Source organism: Paraburkholderia sp. UCT70, from assembly GCF_050434085.1.
In the GTDB taxonomy this organism is placed as follows: domain Bacteria; phylum Pseudomonadota; class Gammaproteobacteria; order Burkholderiales; family Burkholderiaceae; genus Paraburkholderia; species Paraburkholderia tuberum.
The window spans coordinates 616,514-641,379 of record NZ_JBNPVZ010000002.1; the positions used below are offsets into that span (position 1 = coordinate 616,514).

Below are 24,866 nucleotides of genomic sequence, written 5' to 3' on the forward strand. Positions count from 1 at the left end.
TTGATCCCGTTGGTGTCGTCGGGCATGCCTCTGCCACGCCCTGGATGCGGTTTGTCCCGCGCGGCGCGGGTCAGTACGACTTCGGCAGCCCGAGCGCCTGCTCGGCGACGTAGCACAGCGCGAGCTCCTGGGTCACCGGTGCGAGCAGCGTTAGCACACTTTCGCGCAGGCCGCGCTCGACGTGGTACTCCTTCGCGTAGCCGTGGCCGCCGTGCGTACGCACCGCACGCAACGACGTCTCGAAACTGGCCTCGGCCGCCAGGTACTTGGCCGCCGTAGCCTCGACACCGCAGGGCTTGCCGGCGTCGTAGAGCGCCGCCGCCTTCCACATCAGCAATTCGGCCGATTGCAGGCGCATCCAGCATTCCGCCAGCGGATGCTGGATCGCCTGGTTCTTGCCGATCGGCCGGCCGAACACGACGCGTTCCCTGGCGTAGTCGGTTGCCCGCGCCAGCGCGGTCTCAGCGGCGCCTAGCGCGGCAGCCGCGATGAGGACGCGCTCCGGATTCAGGCCGTGCAGCAGGTACCTGAAGCCCTGGCCTTCGTCGCCGATGCGATCCTCGACGGGGATCTCCAGCCCGTCGATGAACAGTTCGTTCGAGTCCACTGCCTTGCGCGCCATCTTGTCGATCTCGCTGATACGCACATGCGAACGGTCGAGGTCGGTGTAGAACAGCGTGACGCCGTCCATCGGCCGCGCGCATGCCTCGATCGCCGTCGTGCGGGCCACCAGCAGGATCTTGTTGGCGTGCTGCGCGGTCGAGGTCCAGACCTTCTGGCCGTGGACGATGTAGCGGTCGCCCGCGTGGCGGGCGAAGGTTCTGACGCGTGTGGTGTCGGAACCGACGCTGGGCTCGGTCACGCCGAAGCAGGCGCGATCCGAACCGTCGATCAACGGCGGCAGCATGCGCCGCTTTTGCGCCTCGCTGCCGAACACGACCACCGGCTGCGGGCCGAACAGGTTCAGATGTACCGACGACACCGCCGCCGAGCCGAGCTTGCCGATCGTGCGCATCACCATCGCAGCCGCGGAGATGCCGAGGCCGGCGCCGCCGTGTTCCTTGGGCATGGTCACGCCGAACCACCCGCCGCGAGCGACGGCGTCACAGAACTCGCTGGGCCAGCGTCCATCGCGGTCCCGCTCGAGCCAGTAATCGGCGCCGAAGTCGGCGCAGCGGGCCTCGACGGCGTCGCGGATTGCAAGCTGGTCGTCGGAGAAGTCGAAATTCATGCGGGGCGCTCCTGCAGCAGGTCTGCGGGGACGTCGACCGGCATGTCGAGCAGCATCTGCGCCATGCCCTTGCCGAGCGGGTCGTTGCGCAGCGACGCAATGCCGCCGCCGCCCAGCGCCCGTTCGCAGACGAGGTTGATGGCATGGATGCCGGGCAGCTCGTAACGGTGGACCGGCCCCTGCACCAGATGGCGGAGGTACTCCGCGACGCGTTCTGGCGTCACCTGGTCTTGCAGCACCGGCAGCAGGGCCGGATGCCGCGCGATGAGGCCGATGTTGGAGGTGTCGCCCTTGTCGCCGCTGCGTCCGAGCGCGATTCTCACGAGCGGCACGGTCTGGCGTGGGCCCGCGGGCAGCGCACCCTCGATGGGCGCCAGCGGTCCGGGCGCGACCTGCGCTTGCGGTGGCGGCAACGTCACGGCGAATGTCGTCTCGCCGAGCGTGACCGTCGGCGTCACCTGCGCCTTCGGAATGAGCCAGGCGAACTGCCGCAGCACCGGCGACACCGAGGGACGGCCACCGGCACCGGTCGTGCCGGGCGACCAGGACGTGCCGGGTGCGGCTAACTCGCGGCTGAACATCTCCAGTGCGCGCCGGTCGGCATGCCTCACCGTCAGGCGCAACACAACTTCGCGTGTCGGCAAGGGGCGAGCATGCGGCCCGTAGGCTGATTCCGTGCCGAGCAGCTCGATATGGGTGGCCAGGAAATCCGCGAACCCGCTCTCGTGCAGCAGCCGGCGGCCGCGCTCGAGCAGCGCCTCGCCCGTGCGCTTGGCCTTCGCTGTGGCGTCGATCCCGACGATGGTGAGCTGCCCGGACACCTTGAAGCCCGCCGGCGCGGTGGCGCTGACCTTGTAGGTGCCGGTTGGCGGGCGGCCGCGCGCGCCGGTCACGAGCACGCGATGCGGCCCGGCCTGCTCCATGCGCACCTGGCGGAAGTCGCAGGTTACGTCCGGAAGCAGATAGTTGGCCGGATCGCCTATCTCGTACAGCAGTTGCTCCCCGACGGTTGCGGGCGTGACGAGGCCGCCGGTGTCTGCGGGCTTGGTGACCACAAAGCTGCCGTCTTCGCGGCACTCGACGATCGGATAGCCGATGTTCGCCCAGTCCGGCACGCTGGCCCAGTCGGTGTGCAGGCCGCCTGTCGCCTGGCAGCCGCATTCGATGATGTGGCCGGCCAGGCTGCCGGCGGCGAGCCGGTGGAAGGCGTCGGCCGCCCAGCCGAACTCGTGCATCAGCACGCCGAGGGTGACCGCACTGTCGACGCAGCGGCCGGTGATGACGATGTCGGCGCCCGCGGCCAGGGCCCGCGCGATGGGCAGTGCGCCGAGATAGGCATTGGCCGTCACCAGGCGCTCCGGCATAGGCTCGCCGCTGGTCATTTCGACCGTGCCGGCCGCTCGCATCGCGGCGGCAAGCGGGAGCACGTCGTCCCCTTCGACGATCGCGACCCGCACCGCTACGCCGAGTTCGTCGGCCAGAGCCCGCACCGCCGCGGCGCAGCCCCTCGGATTCACGCCGCCGGCGTTGCTGACGATGCGGATGCCCTGCTCGACGGCCTGCTTCAGCACCGAGCGCAGCGCCACCGTGACGAAGTCGATGGCGTAGCCTTCCTCCGGCCGCTTCATGCGCGCGCCCGCGAGGATCGACATGGTGAGCTCGGCGAGATAGTCGAACACGAGGTAATCGATGGCGCCGCAGCGCACCAGCTGCAGCGGCCCGAGGCTGCTGTCGCCCCAGAAGCCTGAGGCGCCACCTATGCGCACAACCTTGCCCGGCGTCGACGATGTCAGTTGCCCGTCCATTGCGGTTTCCTCTTTTCCTTGAATGCGGCCAGGCCCTCGCGCGCGTCCTGGGTCAGGGCCAGCAGGCCGATCTGCCCTTCGCCGAAGGCGATCGCCTCTTCGAAGGACATCGAGCGCATCGCCTTCATCGCATACATGCCGCGCCGCAGCGCGGTAGGTGAGTTGGCGAGCAGCCGTGACAGCAGGCGCTCGAGCGCAGCGTCGAGGTCGTCAGCCACCTCGTTCACCAGTCCGATCTCGCGTGCCCGCGCCGCGTCGATGGGCTCGCCCGTCAGGCACAGCTGCGCCAGGCAGCGCAGCGGCAACTGGGCCTGCAGCACGGCGAGCACCTGCATCGGGAACACGCCCACCTTCACCTCGGGCAGGCCGAAGCTCGCGTGCCGGGCCGTGATGGCGAGATCGCACATCGCGAGCAGGCCCATGCCGCCGGCCATGCAGGCGCCGTTGACCCGCGCGACGAGCGGCACGTTCAGCGTGCGGGCCGTGCGCAGCAGGTCGGCGTAGGCGCTGGTCGGCGTGGCGTAGTCGAACGCGAAGGCATCCCCGCCCAGGTCGGCGCCGGCGCAGAACGCCTCGTCGCCCGCACCGGTGAGCACCACCGCGCGAATCGTCTCGTCAGACCGGGCGCGATCCAGCGCTTTCTGCAAGGTGCCGATCACTTCCGCGTTGAGCGCATTCCGGCGCTCCGGACGGTCGATGGTGAGAATCAGCCGCCCGTCCTGCCGGCTGCCGTGCACGACCTCGCTCATGCTTCGACTCCCGTTGACTCGCTGCACGCCGCCACTTGCGTCACGCCCTCCTGCGCCATCTCGCGGATCTGCTGCGGCGAGTAGCCGGCCTCGGCCAGCACTTGCGCGCTGTGCTCACCCAGCAGCGGCGGCGGGCGCAGCGGCGGCAGCGAGGTTTGCGGCCATTCGCTGGGCACCGCCATGGTTCGCAGCATGCCTTCGGTGGGATGCTCGAACTGCTGGAAAAACCCGATGTCCTGCAGGTGCGGATCGTCCATCAGCGACTCGAAGGTGTGCACCGGCAACACCGGGATGCCGAGCGGCTCCAGCAGCTCGCGCCATTGCTGCGTGGTCTGCGCTTTCAGCTTGTCGGCGAGGATCTCGTACAGCGCCTCGACATGCTGGGTGCGCGATTCGCCGTCGGCAAACCGCGGGTCGCTGTTGAACCGCTCGGCCTCGCCGACCACGCGCATGAAGGCCTGCCACTGTTCGTCGGTGTAGACGACGAGGCACACCAGGCCGTCCTGCGTTGCGTACGGCCGCCGCTGCGGGTTGAGCAGCCGCGGATAGCCGAAGCCGCCGCGCGGCGGGATGAACGTGTGGCCGTACAGATGATCGCCCAGCATCATCTGCGCGGTGGTCTCGAACATCGGCACGTCCACCGCCTGCCCGCAGCCCGTGCGCTCGCGCGCGAGCAGGGCCGCGCAGATCACGCCGAACGCGTACAGGCCCGTGGCCCGGTCCGAGAGGTTGAGCGGGACATAGCGCGGCACGTCGGAACCGGCCCGCACGCTGGCCTCGGGGATCGCGACGGCCGCCTGGATCAGGTCGTCGAAGGCGCGCGAGTCCGCATAGCGGCCGCGCTGGCTGAAGCCGAAGGTGCCGACGTAGACGATGCGCGGGTTCACCAGCCGCAGCGCCTCGTAATCCAGCCCGAGGCGCTGCATCGCCTGCGGCCGCACGTTGTAGACCAGCGCGTCGGCCGTCTGCGCCAGCTTCAGCAGCGCTTCCTTGCCGGCAGGGCGCTTGAGGTCCAGCATGACGCTGCGCTTGTTGCGGTTCAGGTTGAGGAACAGCGGGCCGGCGCCCGAGCGCCCGCCGGGACCGGTGGCGCGCAGCATGTCGCCGCCGGGCGGCTCCACCTTGATCACGTCGGCCCCCAGGTCGGCCAGCATCTGCGTGGCCGAAGGTCCCATGACGACTTCGGTGATGTCGATGATGCGCAGGCCGGCCAGCGGCCCACCCTGGTTCGAGTCGTTGCTCATTCTGTCCGTGCTCCTCTTTCCGCTCACGAACCGGCCACGTCGGCGCCATTGCCGCGGATGTAGGGCACCGGTCCGATGCCGCGCGCCGTCGCGAGGGCCTCGATCGCGTACCGGATCGAGACCGCGTCATTGAGCGAGTGGAACGTGCCGTCATCGTTGAAGCTCACTTGCGCGCCTTCGATCCAGGCGATGGTGATGGTGTCCTCGGTGTTGTCCTCGGGGGTGTAGAAGGTGTGCGCCGAGCCGCCCGGCTCGTACAGGTAGGAGCCTGCCGTCTGCCGCTGCTCGGGGTACTCGCGATACGCCCAGCAGCCCTGGATCGTCCACACTTGCGCCGTACCGGTGTGGTAGTGAATCGGCAGCGAGCAACCGGGTTCCAGGATGGCCATGAAGACCCACTCGCCGCGCTCCAGGTCCAGGCGCAGCGGCTTGATGTGGATGCCCGGAAAGACATCCCTGATCAGCGGGATCTGCTCGATGTTGACGGTCAGAAGTTTGTCCTGGGGCAGGGCGGGCAGCGGCAGCGGGACGCCGGTGGACGTGGTGGGCGGCGCGAGAAGTCTTGCGTTCATGCGTTGTCTCCGGTTGCTAGTGGATGTAAGGCAGTCGATGGAAGCCGCCCTTTGATAAGGAAGCCGGACGCAGGCTGCTCCGGCAAACAGCGCAGGGAGGCAGCGGCCCCGCGCGGAAGAAACAGGAAGTCGCCCGGGGTGAGACCGAAGTCCTGCCCGTCGACACGTGCGTCGATCCGTCCGTCTTCGACGTAGAGAACCTGCTCGGCGTCAGGCTCCGTGGTGCAGACCGATGCGCTGCCGGCAGGCATGCGCAGCGCCGCAATGTCGACCCAGCGCGCGCCAGCGGTCTCGCGGTCGATGAGGGGAACCGTGCCGGTGGCGGCGTCGCCGGCGGCAAGCACGCGCACCTTGCCGTGAGCAGGCGCGGCGGCAGCGCCGTCGGGTTCCGTGATCGTGTGCGCCGGGTTCTCGCCATAAGGCGGCGTATAGACGACCAGCACACGCCCGGGCTGGTCGCTGGTCACGCGAAACGAATGGAACACGCTGGCCGGCACGTAAGCCCAGGTCCCGGGCTCCATCGCTTCCACGATGCCCTCCGCCCCCGACTCGCCGGTTCCCTCGATCATGTAGGCGCATTGCTCCAGGTGGGGATGCGCGTGCGGCCGCGCGCCGTGCGATTTCATGATCGTGCCGACCAGCACTTCGAGCGCCGTCGCGCCGACAGTCTCGGGGCCGATCACGCGCACGTTAGAGGTGCCGGTATGGTTCGCCGGCGCGTAGGCGGCAAGATCGGCCGCCCTGACCACGGTAGGTACGGGCTTCATTCGGGCTGGCTCCATGCGGTCTTGAGCTCCGGGGCGGCGGCCTGCGCCGCCGTGAAGCCGGAGGCATTGGGATGATTTTCCACGATGACGGGCTTGCCCTTGCTGGCGGGCAGCGATTGGTCGAGCACGCGCGCCCTGGCGTCCCGTCCGCTTCCGACCTGAAAGGGAACGATGATCTTGATGGGCTTGGCCGGATAAGGGGCCACCGCCATCGCTTGCGGCTCAAGGACGGGGGTAGCCAGGAGGAAGAGAAGGTTCCGCATGCGCATCGAGCTCCACTCAGGACTCAACTTCAGGGACTTAAACCTAAATGCCTAATGTTAGTAGTTTAGGCATGCGCAAAGCGGCGTCAAGTACGGGCTTACCCGACAGCCCGCCGCTGCGGCTCGGTGATCCCGGGCACGGTTTTCAGGGCGGACGCGGGGAGGTCGATCTCGGAGACGTAGCGGTCTCCCCGATACCAGGTAACACCGGCGTACAGCACGTTGCCTTTGCCGTCAACCAGGCGCCGCGACATCTTCGCGACGGGCGAGGCAAACGGAATCTTCAGCATGTCGCACAGGGGAAAATCCGCGGGTATCACGGTCACGCGTTGCCGCAAGCGTTTGCAGCGCGCGCCCAGTTCGTCGAGCACCGCGGCGAGCAGCTTCCGCTTCCTGGCGATGTCCCTGGGCAGCGATTCGAAAACCGACGTCGGCACATAGATTTCGGCGTAGCAGAACGGCTCGCCGGAATAGGAGTGCAGCTTGCGGACACAGACGTATTCGTCGGCCGACCGGCCATCCGGTCCGAGCAGTTCTTGTGGCACAAGGGTGCGGCGCCGGACTTCGAGTATCTCGAAGGCAAGCGCCTGCGGTGCGGCGAAGGGGTTGTTGATCACCTGTTCGAGGTCGCCCGTGACGGCGGGCAGCGCTGCAACGTGGGTCCCGACGCCCCGCTGGCTGCGGATCAGCCCTTCCTTGGAAAGCAGCTCGTATGCTTGCCGAACGGTGATGACGGCGACGCCCAGGTCGTCCGCGAGTTGCGTGATCGGCGGCAGCTGCGTGCCGAGCGGGTAATCGCCCTTCGCAATTCGGTGCCGCAGCAGGGACGCCAGCCGGTGATATTGCGCAACGCCGCGCTCGGCTGGCAGCTCCGGCTGCTCGGTCCCAAGGGGTCGCTCATCCGCCATCATATAAATCCTAATTAACCAACTTTCGAATTATATGTCAGCGATGGGCGAGCAGTCGCTCGCGTTTCTCGCACATTCACATGACATATTTACTCAGCAAGCGGTGATTCGCTCATCGAGACCGTCTCGTGCCTTACAACTGGTTGCGGGTTTTCGACGACCGTGGAATTTGTCTGCAAGCCGCGTCAGGACTGGATTTCAGGTCAGAGTAGCCAGATCGGCTAAAGTCCAGATTTCTGGACGCAGCGAATGACCCGAAGCCCATACTGGCAAGAGATTCCAACAAGATTGCGCCTGGAGCAGTTCGAGCAATTTGTCTGGCCGCATCTGAGCCTGGGCCGTCGCGGACCTCCCCCCACGCTGGCCTTGCACAAGGTCTTCAACTACATCCTGCAGGCGCTGTACATGGGTTACCAATGGAAGATGCTGCCGATCGACAGGAATGCAGAAGGTCACCCTGAAATCCACTGTACGCGCATCTACCGCACGTTTCGTCGCTGGCAGGCCGATGGTTGCATCGATGCCATCTTTTCGGGCTCGGTGCAGCAACTTCATCAGGACCAGCTGCTTGACCTTTCGGTCATCCACGACGACGGCACCACGACGGCGGCGAAGAAAGGCGGCGACAATCTAGTGTCGTGAGTTAAAAATTCATTGAAATATGTTCGCTGCGTACTAAAGTGTCTTGTGTAGCACTGGTATGAGGACGTGGCGATGAGCGGAAGACCTAAGGCGGAGCTCGTACTGAGCGAATCGGAGCGCGAACAGCTTAAAGCGTTGACGATGCGACGCAAGACGGCGCAGGCGTTGGCTTTGCGAGCACGCATCGTGCTGGCCTGTGCCGATGGCATGGACAACCGGATAGTTGCAACGAGACACCGTGTGAGTCAGCAGACCGTTTGCAAGTGGCGGGCGCGCTTCGTTGCAGATCGTCTGGATGGATTGCTCGACGCGCCGCGCCCGGGCGCGCCCCGAACGATCGGTGATTCGCGCGTCGACGCAGTGATCGCGAAGACGCTCGAGTCTGTGCCTGCGGGGGCCACGCACTGGAGCACGCGTACGATGGCGCGCGAGATGAATCTCTCGCAAACGGCGGTGAGCCGAATCTGGCGTGCTTTCGGGTTGCAGCCGCATCGGCAGGAGACCTTCAAACTTTCCAGCGATCCGCTGTTTGTCGACAAGGTGCGCGATATCGTCGGGCTTTACCTCGATCCGCCGCTCAAGGCCATGGTGTTGTGCGTGGACGAAAAGAGCCAGATTCAGGCGCTGGATCGCACGCAGCCAATCCTGCCGTTGGCACCGGGCATTCCCGAGCGGCGCACCCACGATTACATGCGCCACGGCACGACCACGCTGTTCGCCGCATTAGACATCGCCACCGGTGAAGTGATCGGGGAGTTGCACCGGCGCCATCGCAGCAGCGAATTTCTGCAGTTCCTACGCACGATCGAAGCCAACGTTCCGCAGTCGCTGGACGTGCATCTGGTGATGGACAATTACGGCACGCATAAGACGCCTTCGATCAAGGCATGGTTTGCTCGCCATCCTCGCTTCCATGTTCATTTCACGCCGACCTCGGCGTCGTGGCTCAATCAGGTTGAACGATGGTTCGCCACGCTTACAGAGAAGTACCTTCGACGCGGCACGCATCGTTCGACCCGCCAACTCGAAGACGCCATCCGCCATTACCTTGAGGGCTACAACGCAGATCCTCATCCCTTCGTCTGGAGCAAGTCGGCCGACGAGATCCTGACCAGCCTTGAACGGTTTTGTATGCGGGTCCAGAAGGCCGAAGGACGCGCGCGATGAATATCAATACCGATTCGATCGACGAAGCCGTCCTCGCACTTCTCTATCTGACCCTGCACGATCACAACCGGGCATGGAAGGGCTTCGACTGGGATGTGTTGAATCGGCTCTACGAACGAGGCCTCATCGGCGACCCGGTTAATAAAACGAAGTCTGTCATCTTCACGGAAGAAGGATTACGTGAGTCCGAGCGGCTCTTTAAGCAGCATTTCGTCATCGCTGACTCTACAGGACGTTAATGCAACGAACTTACAACTCAGGACACTAGGGTATAGCGGGCACAAGCATCTGAAGGGCGACAAGGTGGTGGCCTTGTGCGATCGCAACTGCAACGTCATTGCTCCATTCATCAGCGCTCCCGGTAACCGCAACGAATCACCGCTGTTGCGCGACGCGCTGCCCAGCCTTACCGCCATGGCCCGCGCCATTGGCGCGGACCTGCACGGTTCAATCGTCAGCCTGGATGGCATTTACGACTGCAGGGCCAACCGCAAGGCGATCTTCAATCGCGGCACGACCCCTAACATCCCCGAGAATCCGCGCGGAAGCAAAATACCGAAGCGGGGCCGCAAGCAGCGCTACGATCCGGCCATCTTCGAGGAGCGCTTCAGGACCATTGAACGGGTCTTCGCCTGGGAGGACAGGTTCCGCCGTCTGCTGCTGCGCTTTAAACGCATCAGTGACGTTCACTACGCGTTCAAGACGCTTGCCTATACGATGATTAACCTGCGCCACTACTGCTGAACCAGCGCGGGGCTCGCACTTCACTGACTGCGGCACGCGCCGTGATTGCTCACGCCTGTTGCATTCGCATTCCTGATCATAATGCAATCTCCGATATCGAGATGCCAGTCGTTTTTCACAACGATGTTCCTGGCTTCGCACGATTACCAACGGTCATCGTAGCTCTTCCGTTCGCAATGGACGGAAACGCGCAACCAGTTGAGTCCGAGGCCATAGCGGGCAGCCAATTCGTGCGGTGGCTCGGCCGGGAGATTCAAGCGCGCGGTCAAGGCGGGAGCAACGGATGCATACGCGAGCGAATGCACCGTGCGCGCGCTGACATTCGGCGGAAAGCCGCGGCGAGCGTGCCCGGCGATTTCCTTGTTGAAGGCGAGATAGCTGCCGCGGTTACCGGCGAGATGATCGGCAACCAGCCGTAGCGTCGAAGTCTTGCCCGCGCCGGCATACGCCTTGACCTTCAGGTCGCCGCCGCCAAGAACCCCATCTACGACGGCGTGCTGTTCGGCGGTAGGCTTAAACGAATGGGGCATGGCATGTGAGGCTGAGCGAGGATGCGCGTAGTGTGCCGGAAATTCGCGTATGGGCAAGCTGTAAGGCTCCGCAAGGGACGGTCGCGACCAGGATTCGGCCATCTAGCCGTCGACGGCACGGAGCCCGGTTGGGCTGTGCCGATCGCCGTCAGGCAGAGGCCGGCCCAATAGTTGTCGTTCGCGCGACACACGAGGCCGTCATTCCAACGGCTGGTTCACTCGACATCGGACCGTCGGAGCGCCACACGGCTAGTACAAGACGAACGGAGTGGACAAACCTCTAGCATACGGGCTGTCACGCCAGTGGCATCGTCGGGTAGCCAGGTTCGCAAGAGATAACCGCTGAAAGCATCGAAGCGGGAAACTCGCCTCATCGAGAAAGGGCGCGCGGGCCGACGCTGTTGCGCTGGCCCGTGCACCCGACGCGGGGTCCGCGTCGGAGGGTATGAACGCGTCTTTAGAACATCGTGCGAAGTCCGATTGCCACGCCCACCTGATTGGTCCGGCCAATGGTGTTGGTCGGAACGCCCTGGCCGTTGACCCCGCCCGGGTAGTCGGCGGAGAAGGCGCCTGTGCCGCGCGCGAAGTCCGTGATCCCGTAGACTTCCGTGCGCTTCGTGAACGAGTATTCGGCGAGAACGGTAGCCGATTGGTTCACCCCCCTGCCGAGCGTGCCGTCGAGCAGTTCAGCATTGCGCGTCTGCCCGTAGTAGTAGGCGAACGTGAACAGCAGCGCAGGCATGGCGTGCCAGTTCGCACCGACGTAATAGGTGTCGTCGATACGGTTGGGGCTGCCACCCTTCAGTGTCGGCGCGCCAGATTGCTGCATGTTGCTGTCAGTCAAACCAGTCTGATCCTGCCCCCGCAGCCAGCCGGCCAGGAGGCGGATGTCGTGGGTGACCTGAAACGCGCCGCTGATGTGCAGGAAGTTGGTCTTGGCGCCATTGATTGAGCTGCCGACACTGGTGCCAACCGAAGAGCCAGTCGCAGATGTCGGAACGGAGACCTGGTGGAAGCCTGCGTTGAGCATGGCAGGGCCGTACGTGTACGTCAGTTCCACGGCATAGGTGGCGCCGAGACCGACCGCGCCCGGCTGGTTGCCAAAGCCTTAGAGGGCATTGACATCCAGGCCATCGAAGCTGCCCTTGTACTTGACCGAGTTGTTGACTTCGAGGTAAGGGCCGATGCCGTTATACATCCAGCTGTTTTGCCAATAGTTCCCAACGGTCAGCGGGTCGAAGATATCGCCCAAGGTGTCATAGGCCGGCGCATATTGCCTGCCAAAGGTCAGCGAGCCCCACGTTTTGTTCGACAGACCCACGAAAGCTTGCCGACTGAACAGTGTGCCAGGGACGTGTAGTTGCCCATTAAAGGCTTCGAAGCCGTTTTCCAGACGGAAGACTGCGGACCAGCCGTCCCCCAGATCCTCACTGCCCCTCAAGCCCCAGCGGCTGTGGGTTTCCGGGCCGGACGTCATGGCGACCTGGTCGTTGCCACCCGGGCCAGCATTCGTCTGATACCGGATTGCTTCATCGACGATGCCGTACAGCGTGACCGAGCTTTGTGCGAATGCCAACGCCGCCGCGGCAGCGAAAAGCGCGCCAGTGGCGCTGGAAATGAGTATTTTTTCATTAGCAATCCACAGTAATTGGTAAGCTGACTGGGAAAGTTTTTCAACGTTCGAACAATAAGACCGTGAAGCGAGCGTAGCGTGTCATTTCATTGAGGCACAGATATTAGTTACGGAGTGTTGTTTATTTGCAGTGTCGGGACAGGTAAACCTTTTTCGCTCGGGCCTTCATGAAGTTCGCCAGGCCTGATCTTTGTTCGCGGCCGGAACGGCTGCTCCAGCGAAAGCGCCATTGGCCTGTTGCGTGTGGCAGACTTGCATTTACGGTCTGCCTGGCAGGTAATGCGTCCCGCGCTTCCCGCGCCAGCTGCGACCCGCTTAATGGGGAGGCACCAGTTGAACCCGGTTTTTCGGTTCGGACCGCTTGGGGACGAGAGGGTCGAGGTCTTGCTGGAGGACGGCGAACTTGCCTTGTACCGCATACGGCGTCAGGACGCCGACGGCAATGAGAGCGCAGTGCTGGGAGTGCTGCCCGCCGACGAGCACCCCAAGCCCGCCATTTTCGATCGCCTCGCCCACGAATATGGCCTAAAGGACGAGCTGGACAGCGCGTGGGCAGTGCGGCCGCTACAGCTCGTGCGCACAGGCGTTCGGCCCCTGCTGCTGCTGGAGGATCCAGGCGGCGAGCCGCTCGAGCAACTGCTCGGCCTACCGATAGAGACCGAAGGTTTCCTGCGCCTCGCTGTCGGCATCGCCTCGGCCTTGGGCAGTGTCCATCAGCGCGGCCTCATTCACAAGGACATCAAGCCGGCCAATATTCTGGTGAACCGCGCAAACACGGAGGTTAGGCTCACCGGCTTCGGCATCGCCTCACGCCTGCCTCGCGAGCGGCAGGCGCCTGAGCCGCCCGAGACCATCGCCGGCACCCTCGCTTATATGGCCCCGGAGCAGACCGGGCGCATGAACCGTTCCGTCGACGCCCGCAGCGATCTGTACGCGCTCGGCGCTACGTTTTACCAGATGCTCACGGGCGTTCTGCCCTTCACGGCGGACGGCGCGCTGGAGTGGGTGCACTGCCATATCGCGCGAAAGCCGGTGCCGCCCTGCGAGCGGTTGGAGACGGTGCCAGCGCCACTGTCCCAAATCGTCATGAAGCTGCTCGCCAAGACGGCCGAGGAGCGTTACCAAACCGCGGGCGGCGTCGAACACGATCTGCGGCGCTGCTTGCGTCAATGGCAAACGGTGCGCCGGATCGACCCATTTCCGCTCGGCGAACGCGACATCCCGGACCGGCTGCTGATCCCCGAGAAGCTGTACGGGCGAGAGCGCGAGGTCGAGACGTTGCTCGCGGCCTTCGAACGCATCGTCCATGGCGGAGCGCCCGAACTGGTGCTGGTATCCGGCTACTCCGGCATCGGCAAGTCCGCGGTCGTCCATGAACTGCACAAGGTGCTCGTACCGCCGCGCGGGCTTTTCGCCGCAGGCAAGTTCGACCAATCCAAGCGTGACATTCCATATTCGAGCCTCGCGCAGGCTTTTCGCGGCCTGGTTCGAGCCCTGCTGAGCAAGAGCGAGGCCGAACTAAACGGTTGGCGCGACGCCTTGCTTGAAGCGCTAGGCCCCAACGGCCAACTGATGGTCGATCTGGTCCCCGAGCTCGAACTGATCGTCGGCGAGCAGCCGCCTGTGCCGCCGCTCGAACAGAAGCAGGCACAAGGCCGTTTCCAGCTGGTTTTCCGCCGCTTTCTCGGTGTTTTCGCCCGGCCCGAACATCCCCTGGCGCTCTTCCTCGACGATCTGCAATGGGTCGACGCGGCGACGCTCGATCTCATCGAGGATCTATTGACCCGGTCGGATGTGCAGTACCTGATGCTGATCGGCGCCTACCGCGACAACGAAGTCACGGTCGCCAATCCGCTTAAGCGCAAGCTCGCTGCCATCCAGACCGCCGGCGGACGGGTCGCGGAGATCACACTGGCGCCGCTCGCCCGCGAGCATCTTTTGCAGTTGCTGGCGGACGCGCTGCGCTGCGATCCCGCGCGCGCGGCGCCGCTCGCTCAACTGCTGCACGAGAAGACTGCCGGCAATCCGTTTTTCGCGATTCAGTTCATGACTTCGCTTGCCGATGAGGGCATGCTCAGCTTTGAGCATGAGGCCGCGCGGTGGTGCTGGGATCTCGATCGTATTCGCGCCAAGGGTTACACCGATAACGTCGCAGACCTTATGGTGGCAAAGCTCGATCGCCTGCCGGCAGCAACGAAGGTCGCCGTGCAGCAGCTGGCATGTCTCGGCAACGCCGCCGAACTCGCGACACTAACGGTCGTCCTGGAAGCCTCCGAGGAGCAGGTTTGCACGGCATTGTGGCCGGCCGTCCGTCAGGAATTCCTCGAGCGCCTCCCGGGCGCCTACCGGTTCGTCCACGATCGCGTTCAGGAGGCCGCCTATTCGTTGATTCCGCGTGAACGGCGCGGCGCGGCGCACCTGCGCATCGGCAGGCTGCTGACGGCCCACACGCCGCCCGACAAGCGCGAGGAGGCCGTCTTCGACATCGTCAATCAACTCAACTGCGGCGCGACATTGATCAGTTCACCCGAGGAGCGCGAAGCGCTCGCCGAAATGAATCTGCTGGCAGGTAAGCGCGCGAAGGCTTCCACAGCCTACGCCTCGGCACTCAGCTATCTCAATGCCGGTGCAGCGCTGCTCGTGGAGGCTGACTGGGAGCGCCGTCATGAGCTGACCTTCGGTATTCAGCTGCTCCTCGCCGAATGCGAGTTTCTGACGGGCGCCTTGACGGCTGCGGAGGAGCGGCTGAACGAGCTTTCACGCCGCGCTGCAAATGTGCTCGAACGCGCGAATGTGACGTGCTTGCGCGTCGACCTATACATGAGGCTTGATCAGGCCAGCCGCGCCATTGCAGTAGCGCTCGACTACCTTGGGCATCTGGGGATCGACTGGTCGCTGCATCCCCCGGAAGAAATTGCGCTAGACGAATATCAACGGATCTGGTCCCAGCTTGGGGACCGCAAGATTGACGACCTCATTGAGCTGCCGGTGATGACCGACCCGGAATCGCTGGCGACAATGGACGTCTTAACAAAAATCGGGGCCGCGGCATTGTTCACGGACGCCAACCTGTGGTGTCTGGTCAACTCCTGGGCAGTCAACCTGAGCCTCGAGCGCGGCAATTGCGACGGATCGGCCTCCGCCTACGTCCGGCTCGGCATGCTGGCCGGAGCGCGTTTTGGCCACTACAAGGTCGGATATCAATTCGGCCAGCTGGGTTACGACCTTGTCGAACAATGCGGGTTCGAGCGTTTCCGGGCAAGGACCTACATGCATTTCGGAAATGTCATTTTGCCCATGGCCAGACATGTCCGGGCGGGCCGGGAACTGTTGCGCCGCGGCTTCGAGGCTGCAAAGACGGTCGGCGACCTCATTTGCGAGACGTACTGCCACGGCCATATGACTTCCAACATGCTCGCCGCGGGGGATCCGCTCGCCGACGTGCAGCAGCAAGCCGAAGCCAGCCGGACGTTCGCGCAAAAAGTACATTTCGGATTCTCCGTCGACGTCAGTACCGCTCAGCTCGGGTTGGTACGAACGCTGCGAGACCAGACGGCTTCCTTCGGTCATTTTGATGATGAACAGCTTGATGAGACGCAAATCGAGCGTCACTTCATGGAGAATCCCGACGTGGCGGTTGCCCAGTGCTTGTACTGGATCCGGAAATTGCAGGCGCGCTTCTTTGCAGGCGACTATGCGGCGGCCGTCGATGCCTCGTCGAGGGCCCAACGTCTTTTATGGACATTAGCGTCTTATCTCGAAGAAGCTGAATATCATTTCTTCAGCGCGCTGTCGTTGGCCGCCCGCTGGGACACCGTTTCCGGCGACGAGCGGCAGGCGTACCTCGAAGTAATCGCCGCTCACAAAAGACAGCTTGAATTACGAGCAGAGACTTGTCCCGAAAACTTTGAGAATCGTGCGGCGCTGGTCGGTGCCGAGATTGCCCGCATTGAAGGCCACGATGCGGAGGCGATGCGCCTTTACGAGCAGGCCATCCGCTCGGCGCACGACAATGGTTTCGTCCACCATGAGGCGCTCGCCAATGAACTCGCTTCCGGGTTCTACCGGGCGCGCGGCTTCGATCAGATCGCTGACCTTTATCTACGGAACGCCCGCTACGGCTATCTCTGCTGGGGAGCGGACGGCAAGGTGCGGCAACTCGACCAGAGGTACCCGGTCATCAACCGGGAACAGCCCACAACCGGCGCGGTCGGGACGATTGGGGCGCCGGTCGAGCAACTGGATCTCGCCACCGTGCTCAAGGTCTCGCAGTCAGTCTCGGGTGAGATCGTGCTGGACAAGCTGCTCGACACGCTCATGCGTACTGCGATCGAGCAGGCGGGCGGCGAGCGGGGGCTGCTGGTCCTCGCGAGCGGGGGCGAACCGCGCATCAAGGCTGCAACGGCAGTCGAGGGCGGCTCGCTCTTCGTGCAGGTGTGCGACGAGCGTGTGACAAGGGCGATGCTTCCCGAATCCGTGCTGCACTACGTCATGCGCACCCGCGAAAGCCTGACGCTCGACGACGCCGTGAACCAGGACCCGTTTCGCGCCGATCCGTACATTTGCCAACAACAGGTCCGCTCCGTCCTCTGCCTGCCGCTCATCAACCACGGTGAAGTCATCGGCGCGCTCTATCTCGAGAACAATCTGACGCCGGGTGCGTTCGCGCCGGCCCGCATCGCGGTGTTGAAGCTGCTGGCGTCGCAGGCCGCGATGACGCTCGAGAACGCCCGCTTATACCGGGATCTGGCGGAGCGGGAGGCAAAGATCCGGCGACTCGTCGACGCCAACATCATCGGGATCTTCATGTGGCGGCTTGAAGGCGAAACGCCTGAAGACGCCGACGCAGTCCTCTATGAAGTGAACGACGCGTTTCTGAGGATGGTGGGATACGACCGCGACGACTTCCTGTCCGGCCGCGTACGGCGTTCGACCCTCACGCCGCCGGAATGGCGCGCGCGCACGGCACAGGCGCACGACGAGCTGCTGAGGACTGGAACGTTCAACGCTTACGAGAAGGAGTACCTGCGCAAGGACGGCACTCGCGTACCCGTGATGGTGGGCGCGGCCGCCTTCGAGGGCGGGAGGCAAGGCGTTGGGTTCGTCCTCGATCTGACCGAGCGCAAGCGGGTGGAGGCCGAGATGCGCGAGGTCGAGCGCCGCTACCGTGAGGCGCAGACGGCGCTCGAGCATGCGAACCGGGTAGCAACCATGGGGCAACTGGTCGCATCCATCGCTCACGAAATCAAGCAGCCGGTTGCCGCGAATGCCATGAGCGCGCAGGCGGGGCTGCTCTGGCTCAGCGCTCAGCCGCCGGATTGGGAGCAAGCCCGGCGGGCGTTTGATCGGATCGTCAAAGACGCGAAGCGCGCAAGCGAGGTCGCCAACTGGATTCGCGGCCTCATCAAGAACGCTCCGCCGAGTAAGCAGCAGTTGCAGATTGGCGAGGCGATTGCCGAGGTCATTGCCCTGACTCGAGCCGAGGCCGAAAAGAACAGCGTGTCGCTGCGAACGCAACTGGCCGACAACTTGCCGCTGGTGGAAGGGGACCGCATCCAGCTCCAGCAGGTGACGCTGAACCTGGTGCTCAACGCCATCGAAGCGATGAGCGCGGTTGACGACGGGGCACGCGAATTGACCATCAGCAGCGGCAGGGACGATTCGGGTGACGTCCTCATTTCCGTGTGCGATTCGGGGCCGGGCGTGGCGGCCGAGGACGCCGAGCGCGTCTTCGAGCCGTTCTATACGACGAAGGCTAGCGGAATGGGCATGGGGCTGTCGATCTGCCGATCCATTATGGAAGCGCATGGGGGCCGGCTGTGGGTCGCCGCGAACGTGCCCCGTGGCGCGATATTCCAGTTTACCGTGCCCGCCCTTGCCCTCACCCGCAGCGCCTCCGCCGGCGCAATCGAATCAAGCTGACAATGATCCTCGCCATCACTGTCCGGTGTCGCGACAGTTCCAGACGGACGCGCACTTTGTGCGATGGACAGAAATGGGTCGGACAGCGCCCGATGTCGGCCGGTGCAGACTAGCTCTCCATTCACTTGAAAGGAGATAGTCATGAAAGCCACAGACGATGCGGCGGCCGCCAGGATACCTTGGAACAAAGGCAAGCTCACAGGCCAGAAGCCTCCGCTGAAGCTCAAGGAAATCTGGGCGATCCGTATCCGCCTTCAGCTTTCGGCAAGCGTTCGCGACCTCGCGATGTTCAATCTTGCAATCGACAGCAAACTGCGCGCATGCGATCTGACGAGGCTGCGGGTTTGTGACGTTTGCCATGGGCAGCACGTCGCGAGCCGGGCAACGATCATGCAGCAAAAAACTCAACGGCCGGTTCAATTCGAGGTTACCGAGGAGACCCGGGACAGCGTCGAGGCGTGGATCAAGTCGGCAGCGCTGGCGTCGACTGACTTCCTGTTCCCGAGCCGGCTCCGCGAATCACCGCACATCTCGACGCGTCAGTATTCGCGCGTGGCGCATCGGTGGATCGCATCAATCGGGCTGGATGACACCGCGTACGGCACCCACACGATGCGCCGAACGAAAGCGTCACTGATTTATCGCCGCACGAAGAACCTCCGCGCCGTTCAGTTGCTCCTCGGCCATACCAAGCTTGACTATGTCCGGCGCTGAACTATGTCCCGTGGCGCACGAGACTGACATGACGTCATCAGTTGGCCGCGCAGCGCGGGATATAGTCCGGACCTACAGGCCCTTCAGAAACGCCAGCAATCGGTCATCCGGCCGATACCGTCCCGGCTTGCCGTTGGGGGGCGTCGTCCGATCTAGGACCTCCTGTTTCAACGTGAGGTTAGCGTCGAGGTAGACCTGTGTTGTTTCCACCGATTCGTGACCGAGCCACAGTGCGATCACCGAGGGTTCGACGCCTTCTTGCAGCAGATCCATCGCTGTCGTATGTCGCAACACATGCGGGCTGACGCGCTTGTTCTTTAGCGAAGGGCATCTGTCTGCTGCCGCCACGACATACTTGCGAAGCAGGTAGTGCATGCCGTGTGCGCTCAGCCGGCCCCCACGTGCATTTGGGAACAGTGGCTGATTCGCGGCCCGCGGCGGCTCCTGAACCCACGCGGCCAAGACGGCACGAGTGTTCTTGCTCAACGGCGTGCAACGCTCCTTGCGCCCCTTGCCGAACACGCGGACATGTGCACCAGCGCCAATGTGCAGGTCCTCGCGCCGAAGGCCGGTCAGCTCAGACAGGCGCAACCCCGTCTGAACCGCGAGCAGCAACAGGGCGTGATCGCGACGACCTGACCAGGTGTGTTGGTCAGGCGCGGCCAGCAATGCATCGACCTCCTGTCGGCGCAGGAAGGGGACCAATGCGCGGCTAACCCGTTTAGCCGGGATGGCCAGCACTCGCTGGATGTGCGCAGCGTGTGACGGCATCTCGAAGGCCGCATACCGGAAGAACGAATGCACTGCAGTCAGACGCAGGTTTCGCGTTCGAGCTGTGACGCCGCGCACCTGCTCCTGTTCATCGAGGAAGTCCATGACCAGCGGCGCGTCAATGTCTTCCAGGGCCAGAGTTGATGGCGCTTTATGCAGGCTTCGCTGTACAAACTCCAGCAGCAACCGGAATGTGTCGCGGTACGAAGCAATTGCGTGAACGCTGGCTTGACGCTGGTGCATCAGGCGCTGGATGAAGAACTTCTCCAGTAAGCTGGCGAAGCTGGGTTCCATCGTCATGATGACTCTCCCCAACGGCGTTCCAGGCGAGCCATCGCTTGTGCCATCAATTCGGGCGAGCCGCTCAGATACCAGTATGTGCCGGCCACGTAGATGTGCCCAAGATAGGTCGACAGCACCGGCAACAAGCGCCATGCGTCCTGTCCCGACTGATACCAATGTGTCAGCACTTCAACTGCGAAGCGATGCCGGAAGTCATGTAGTGTCAATGCCGCCCGTAATTTCCCCACAAGGGGGTGCGGCGGAAAACTTGGACTACCTGGAGGTAGTTCATGTACTCGTACGAAGACCGCATTCGAGCGGTTCGGCTTTACATCAAACTGGGAAAACGCTTAGCGGCGACCATTCGACGGCTGGGATACCCGACAAAGAACTCGCTTAAGTCCTGGCATCGCGAATACGAACAATGTCATGATGTGCGGAGCGGCTATGTACGTTCGAGGCCTAAGTATTCACTCGAACAGAAGGAGGCGGCTGTCGATCACTATCTAAACCATGATTGTTGTGCTGCTGAAACCTTGAGGGCTTTGGGATACCCGGGGCGAGGAACGCTTGTAGCGTGGGTTGAAGAACTGCGCCCGGGAACCGTGAAGCGCATTGTCGGCAAAGCTGGGTGCGTTCCGAAACCCCGCGAGGTGAAGCAGGCGGCAGTCATCGAACTGTGCACCAGAGACGAAAGTGCAAGCGTGGTTGCCCAAAAGATAGGCGTGAGCAGGCCGACGCTATACAACTGGAAAAACAAGCTACTCGGTCGTGAGGTTCCGGCATCCATGAAACGCCCCAAGAATCCAGCATCGACCCCTGAGCGGGCAGAACTGGAGCGGCAGGTCGAATCGCTTCGACGCGACATACGGCAGTTGCAACTCGAACACGACATCCTGAAGAAGGCACATGAACTGTTAAAAAAAGGCCTGGGCGTCGACCCGCAACTCCTGAGCAACCGGGAGAAGACGATGCTGGTTGATGCCCTGAGACCAATCTATGCGCTGCCAGAACTGTTCGCCGTATTGGGGCTTGCCCGCAGTTCCTACTTTTACCACCGCGCACGACTGCGGGTGTCTGACAAGTTTGCTGACGTGCGTCGTACCATCACGAGCATCTTCGAGCTCAATCATCGTTGCTACGGATATCGTCGGATTCGGGCGGCTCTCGGTCGGCAGCAGGTCTTCATCTCGGAGAAAGTCGTGCGGCGTCTGATGAAGCAGGAGCGCCTGGCCGCTGCCACCACGAGGCGGCGTCGCTACGGCTCTTACCTGGGAGAAATCAGCCCTGCGCCGGAGAACCTCATCAATCGCGACTTCCAGGCGGCAGCCCCGAATCAGAAGTGGCCCACCGACATTACGGAGTTGCAGATCCCGGCCGGCAAGGTATATCTGTCACCCGTCATCGACTGCTTCGATGGACTGGTCATCAGCTGGTCAATCGGCACGCGTCCGGATGCCGAGCTTGTGAACACCATGCTGGACGCCGCCATCGAGAAGGTGGCCAACACCAACGATCGGCCAGTCATTCATTCTGATCGCGGTGCCCACTATCGCTGGCCAGGGTGGCTCTCACGTATCCGCAATGCGAAGCTCATCCGCTCGATGTCGCGCAAAGGATGCTCGCCTGACAATGCGGCCTGCGAAGGCTTTTTCGGCCGGTTGAAAACCGAACTGTTCTATCCTCGGGACTGGCAGGCTACAACCATGGACCAATTCATTGCGGCAGTTGATTCCTACATCCGCTGGTATAACGAAAAGCGGATCAAAATCTCGCTTGGCTCACTCAGCCCTCTCGAATACCGTCAGAGCCTTGGGCTTGCAGCATAACCAATAAACGAGTCCAGGATTTCCGCCGCACCCCCATGCGACGCGCGGCTGTTTCGGCGACCAGGCCTGGCGCATGGCGCGCGCGCATGCCGGGCTTCTGCGCGATGAGCGGGCAAGCGATCAATCCCGGCGACGCCGTCTACAAGCCGACCTCACGCCCAACGCCCATCAATGCGGAAGCGATGATCCTGGCCTGCGTGGTGCACGACGCGGCGACTCTCTGAACCGCGCACATCGTTTTTTGCCGCAGCGGACGATGCCTGCTGCAATTTTGGCCGCGCGGCGTGGATAGCGTGTCCGCGGCTTGCGTACGATGGATTTGGCAGTAGAAGTGATTGCCAGCGCGCGGCGTGCATGACGCTGGAAGGCGTTGCCGACCACGTTGCGGTGCCGGCCCTGGTGATCTTCGGGACAGCGGACGCGTTGCTGGACGCCGGCCAGCACGGTCGGCGGACCGCCAGCGAGATGCCCAAAGGAGAGCTGTGGATGTTCGAGGGCGGCAACCACGGCGTCAGCAACTTCGCGGCTGAGCATCTTGGCCCCGGCGCCGACTGGCTCCTTGTCCACATGTAGCCGCGAGGATCTTTCTACCTATACGTTCACATGTGCGCCTCCCGTGCGGACAACGCCTTTCCGGTCAGGAGAGAGGTCATGGACAAAAGTGTCAGCTTCCCGCGGATCTCGAATAATCACAGTCTGCGGGGTTGCCAACGTAATGGCCGCTGCACGCAACCGCTTGAGAATGTCGAACAGCAGGTCGCTCCTCGTATCGCCTGCTATTCTTGGGCTGCGAACATAGCCGGTGACACTCAATGTGATGCCGTCGGCGGCGAGCTGACTGAACATGACCGACGGTGCCGGATGGTCCAGTATCGACGGGTGCGCTTCGTACGCCGCGAGCAGCAGATTGCGCACCTGTTCGGGATCGATGTTCAACGGGAAGGTGAGCGTGAGGGTCGTGACACCCTGGGTCCGGTTTCCCATCGTCACGTTGCGCACGGTTTGCGAGATCAGGTGGGAATTCGGGACGATGACCGTGGACCGGTCGGCGAGCTGGATTTCGGTAGCGCGAACGTTGATGCGGCGGATGTCGCCCTCGACGCCCGCAATACTGACGATATCCCCGACCTTGACCGGGCGCTCGGCCAGCAGGATCAGCCCGGAGATGAAATTCTTGACGATTTCCTGAAGCCCGAAGCCGATGCCGACCGACAGCGCGCTGACGATCCATGCGAGGCTGGTCCACCGCACACCCAGTATCGACAGCGTCAGCAGCGTGACAAGCACCCGGCCCGTGTTGACGAATAGCGCGAGCAGTGTGGCTCGCATGCCGACGCTCATACCGGTTTTCGGCAGTAACTCCTGATCCAGCCATTTGCGCACGGACCGGAGCAGGTACAGGCCAACACCCAGCGTGAGAACCGCGTTGACAATGTGTTCGGGAACGATGTGCAGCCTGCGCAGCCGGTTGCCGCCGACGATCTCGAGGATGCTGCTAGCCAGGCCGGCGGGCGTGGTGCCGAAGCCGCCGGTCAGCAGCGCGATGACCGCGATCGCCAGCAGCAGGCTGCGGCCCACCGCGGACATCACCGTCGAAGCCTGTTCGAGGTGGATGTCGTCCAGCCCGAATAGCTGCTTGATGGTTTTGCCGCTGGCATGATGCGCCGAGAAGAGGTTTTCGCAGATGTCCTCGGTGAGCCTGCTCAGCAGGTAGAAGCTGCACAGGACGAGGTCGAACCAGACGAGTTCATAGGTCAGGAATCGAGCAACCGAAATGTAGCCGGTAAGCAGCGACAACAGCGCCCCCACGACGGCAATGGTGACACCGGCGTGGATCAACCCGGCGACGGTCGAACGGACCTCCGGCGGTTCTCCTGCGGCGGCCAGCGCATTACGCACGCGGTTTGCCCGCAGCAGAGCGGCGCCGATGGTCAGTGCGACCACCAGCGAGACCACTCCGCGTCCGAGCAGCGTCATCTGCACACTGGTATCGACTGTTCTGTTGAACTGCTCCACCGTGCCTGAGAGCATGAGCAGGGCGGCAAGTATCCTGGGGAATGGCTCAATGGCGCGCGCCACCGGATCGGCCATGACCGTCAGGCGCCACGAGGGTCGGTCACTGCACAGCAGCGCCCGGCCCAGTCCCGCGATCATTGCGCAGGTCAGGGCAAGCGTAGTCAGTTCGCTGGCGAAATCCCGCAGGTTGGCGTTTAGTGGCTGCTGATGAGTCAGGGCAAGATAGATGAGCCGGACTGCGCATGCAGCGGCCGCCACGCTGGTGAGCGTGGTCGACAGCGCGATTGCGCTGCGTCGCAAACGGCCCTCGGCAAGGCGGTGCAGGCAGAACCATACCAGTGCCCGTTCGAGAAGATGGGCGCCTGCTGTCCATGTTCCGAGCGCGAGCAGCAGCATCAGTCCAATCGTGAATCGCTCGCCGGGTTGCCACGCCGACTGCAGTTGACCGGTAAGCAGCGAAATGAATGCCTTCAGCCGGTCAAGGTCGGTCGGTTCGGTCTGTAAGAGCGGTGCCCAGAACGCAGGGCCTAGAATGCTGCCGGAGCGAAAAGCGAGCTGGTTCTTGAGATGGTCATTGTGCAGCCGGCCAATCTGGGTAGTCAGGTTCGGCAGGTTCTCCCTGATGTTTTCCGCCTGCCCGATCTCGGCGTTGAGCCGCGCCCGCTGTTCCGCCATAGCGAGGCGCTGCTCCGCGACCGCGGGCGTCTCGACACTGGTGCCCGGAGCCGGCGCAGGACCGAGCACGTCAAACTGGGCCTGCAATTTCGCGCGCCCGGGCACCAATGACGTGGCCAGGAGGTTGTCCACCCGGGCTGAAAGCTGCTGGATTGCTGTCTGCAGCTCGACGAATTGCGCGTCGCTTGTCGCCGTCGATGCCCGCTGCTTGATCTGGTCCTGTTGAGTCTGCAGCTCCCCCAGAATTGCCAGGGTGTCAGTGCCATCGCCAGGCGATGCCAGAGGCGCAATTGCGATGAACTCCGACGGAGTGGCTGCCCAGACTGTCGGGAGAATCAGGCTGAATAACGCCAGCAGGGCGAGACGAAAGACGAAGTCCGGTACTTTGCGCATGATGGTGGA

20 protein-coding genes, 2 pseudogenes and 1 other annotated feature are annotated in these 24,866 nt (G+C 63.3%); of the genes and pseudogenes, 9 read left to right on the plus strand and 13 right to left on the minus strand.

What is annotated here, in order from left to right:
• Window positions 1–70 precede the first annotated feature (70 nt).
• The 8 genes from OKW41_RS05100 to OKW41_RS05135 all read right to left on the minus strand — a co-directional run bounded on the left by OKW41_RS05100 (window position 71) and on the right by OKW41_RS05135 (window position 7,542).
• Window positions 71–1,231 carry an acyl-CoA dehydrogenase family protein gene (locus OKW41_RS05100; RefSeq protein WP_429571754.1) on the minus strand — a complete coding sequence of 387 codons (1,161 nt, stop codon included), beginning with the start codon at window positions 1,229–1,231 and terminating at the stop codon, window positions 71–73.
• Window positions 1,228–3,036 (minus strand): acyclic terpene utilization AtuA family protein, encoded by a 1,809-nt coding sequence (locus OKW41_RS05105; RefSeq protein WP_429571755.1) that lies wholly within the window; start codon window positions 3,034–3,036, stop codon window positions 1,228–1,230. Before OKW41_RS05105 ends, OKW41_RS05100 begins: the two co-directional genes overlap by 4 nt.
• On the minus strand, window positions 3,021–3,785 hold the full coding sequence (locus tag OKW41_RS05110; protein ID WP_429445165.1) for an enoyl-CoA hydratase-related protein: 765 nt from the start codon (window positions 3,783–3,785) through the stop codon (window positions 3,021–3,023). The genes OKW41_RS05105 and OKW41_RS05110 overlap by 16 nt, the downstream gene beginning before the upstream one ends.
• Complete coding sequence (locus tag OKW41_RS05115; RefSeq protein ID WP_429571756.1) at window positions 3,782–5,029, minus strand: CaiB/BaiF CoA transferase family protein; 1,248 nt, start codon at window positions 5,027–5,029, stop codon at window positions 3,782–3,784. Before OKW41_RS05115 ends, OKW41_RS05110 begins: the two co-directional genes overlap by 4 nt.
• A 23-nt stretch (window positions 5,030–5,052) precedes the next feature.
• The gene (locus tag OKW41_RS05120) at window positions 5,053–5,601 is read right to left on the minus strand and encodes a 2,4'-dihydroxyacetophenone dioxygenase family protein (protein WP_429571757.1); all 549 of its coding nucleotides are present in this window, start codon (window positions 5,599–5,601) and stop codon (window positions 5,053–5,055) included.
• The gene (locus tag OKW41_RS05125) at window positions 5,598–6,368 is read right to left on the minus strand and encodes a cupin domain-containing protein (RefSeq protein ID WP_429571758.1); all 771 of its coding nucleotides are present in this window, start codon (window positions 6,366–6,368) and stop codon (window positions 5,598–5,600) included. Before OKW41_RS05125 ends, OKW41_RS05120 begins: the two co-directional genes overlap by 4 nt.
• Window positions 6,365–6,631: a hypothetical protein gene (locus OKW41_RS05130; RefSeq protein ID WP_429571759.1), complete on the minus strand. Its 267-nt coding sequence runs from the start codon at window positions 6,629–6,631 to the stop codon at window positions 6,365–6,367. The genes OKW41_RS05125 and OKW41_RS05130 overlap by 4 nt, the downstream gene beginning before the upstream one ends.
• A gap of 98 nt (window positions 6,632–6,729) precedes the next feature.
• Window positions 6,730–7,542 (minus strand): GntR family transcriptional regulator, encoded by an 813-nt coding sequence (locus tag OKW41_RS05135; RefSeq protein ID WP_429445173.1) that lies wholly within the window; start codon window positions 7,540–7,542, stop codon window positions 6,730–6,732.
• A 246-nt stretch (window positions 7,543–7,788) separates the two neighbouring features.
• Between OKW41_RS05135 and OKW41_RS05140 the strand changes: the two genes are divergently transcribed.
• The 4 genes from OKW41_RS05140 (at window position 7,789) to OKW41_RS05155 (ending at window position 10,092) form a co-directional block, all read left to right on the plus strand.
• Window positions 7,789–8,181, plus strand: a complete 393-nt coding sequence (locus OKW41_RS05140) for a transposase (RefSeq protein ID WP_429571760.1) — start codon at window positions 7,789–7,791, stop codon at window positions 8,179–8,181.
• 72 nt (window positions 8,182–8,253) lie between these two features.
• A complete protein-coding gene (locus tag OKW41_RS05145) occupies window positions 8,254–9,348 on the plus strand; it encodes an IS630 family transposase (RefSeq protein ID WP_429573349.1) in 1,095 nt (364 codons plus the stop codon).
• Window positions 9,345–9,587, plus strand: a complete 243-nt coding sequence (locus OKW41_RS05150) for a DUF6429 family protein (protein ID WP_429451353.1) — start codon at window positions 9,345–9,347, stop codon at window positions 9,585–9,587. The genes OKW41_RS05145 and OKW41_RS05150 overlap by 4 nt, the downstream gene beginning before the upstream one ends.
• Entirely contained in the window at window positions 9,529–10,092 is a 564-nt protein-coding gene (locus tag OKW41_RS05155; protein WP_429571761.1) for a transposase, read from the plus strand. Before OKW41_RS05150 ends, OKW41_RS05155 begins: the two co-directional genes overlap by 59 nt.
• Before the next feature lie 203 nt (window positions 10,093–10,295).
• Here the strand turns inward: OKW41_RS05155 and OKW41_RS05160 are convergent.
• Together OKW41_RS05160 and OKW41_RS05165 are read right to left on the minus strand one after the other, a co-directional pair.
• Window positions 10,296–10,622 (minus strand): annotated as a pseudogene (locus tag OKW41_RS05160) (ATP-dependent helicase); the annotation flags it as partial.
• A gap of 235 nt (window positions 10,623–10,857) precedes the next feature.
• Window positions 10,858–10,995: a sequence feature (23S ribosomal RNA rRNA prediction is too short), on the plus strand.
• A gap of 84 nt (window positions 10,996–11,079) precedes the next feature.
• Window positions 11,080–12,261: pseudogene (locus tag OKW41_RS05165) on the minus strand (porin).
• A gap of 327 nt (window positions 12,262–12,588) precedes the next feature.
• Here OKW41_RS05165 and OKW41_RS05170 point away from each other — a divergent pair.
• Window positions 12,589–18,177 (plus strand): trifunctional serine/threonine-protein kinase/ATP-binding protein/sensor histidine kinase, encoded by a 5,589-nt coding sequence (locus tag OKW41_RS05170; protein ID WP_429571762.1) that lies wholly within the window; start codon window positions 12,589–12,591, stop codon window positions 18,175–18,177.
• Between the two features lie 141 nt (window positions 18,178–18,318).
• Window positions 18,319–18,891, plus strand: a complete 573-nt coding sequence (locus OKW41_RS05175; protein ID WP_429571763.1) for a tyrosine-type recombinase/integrase — start codon at window positions 18,319–18,321, stop codon at window positions 18,889–18,891.
• Window positions 18,892–18,963: 72 nt separating this feature from the next.
• Here the strand turns inward: OKW41_RS05175 and OKW41_RS05180 are convergent, their stop codons facing one another.
• Both OKW41_RS05180 and OKW41_RS05185 read right to left on the minus strand, forming a co-directional pair.
• Window positions 18,964–19,962 carry a site-specific integrase gene (locus OKW41_RS05180; RefSeq protein WP_429571764.1) on the minus strand — a complete coding sequence of 333 codons (999 nt, stop codon included), beginning with the start codon at window positions 19,960–19,962 and terminating at the stop codon, window positions 18,964–18,966.
• A complete protein-coding gene (locus tag OKW41_RS05185) occupies window positions 19,959–20,132 on the minus strand; it encodes a hypothetical protein (RefSeq protein ID WP_429571765.1) in 174 nt (57 codons plus the stop codon). Before OKW41_RS05185 ends, OKW41_RS05180 begins: the two co-directional genes overlap by 4 nt.
• A 102-nt stretch (window positions 20,133–20,234) precedes the next feature.
• Here OKW41_RS05185 and OKW41_RS05190 point away from each other — a divergent pair, with 102 nt between their 5' ends.
• The 3 genes from OKW41_RS05190 (at window position 20,235) to OKW41_RS05200 (ending at window position 22,346) form a co-directional block, all read left to right on the plus strand.
• Window positions 20,235–21,773, plus strand: a complete 1,539-nt coding sequence (locus OKW41_RS05190) for an IS3 family transposase (RefSeq protein ID WP_429571766.1) — start codon at window positions 20,235–20,237, stop codon at window positions 21,771–21,773.
• Between the two features lie 86 nt (window positions 21,774–21,859).
• Entirely contained in the window at window positions 21,860–21,997 is a 138-nt protein-coding gene (locus OKW41_RS05195; protein ID WP_429571767.1) for a DUF3331 domain-containing protein, read from the plus strand.
• Between the two features lie 130 nt (window positions 21,998–22,127).
• Window positions 22,128–22,346, plus strand: coding sequence for a hypothetical protein (locus OKW41_RS05200; RefSeq protein ID WP_429571768.1), 219 nt, complete (start codon window positions 22,128–22,130; stop codon window positions 22,344–22,346).
• Between the two features lie 18 nt (window positions 22,347–22,364).
• Here OKW41_RS05200 and OKW41_RS05205 read toward each other — a convergent pair whose 3' ends face one another.
• Window positions 22,365–24,857 (minus strand): DUF3772 domain-containing protein, encoded by a 2,493-nt coding sequence (locus tag OKW41_RS05205; RefSeq protein WP_429571769.1) that lies wholly within the window; start codon window positions 24,855–24,857, stop codon window positions 22,365–22,367.
• Window positions 24,858–24,866: the final 9 nt, after the last annotated feature.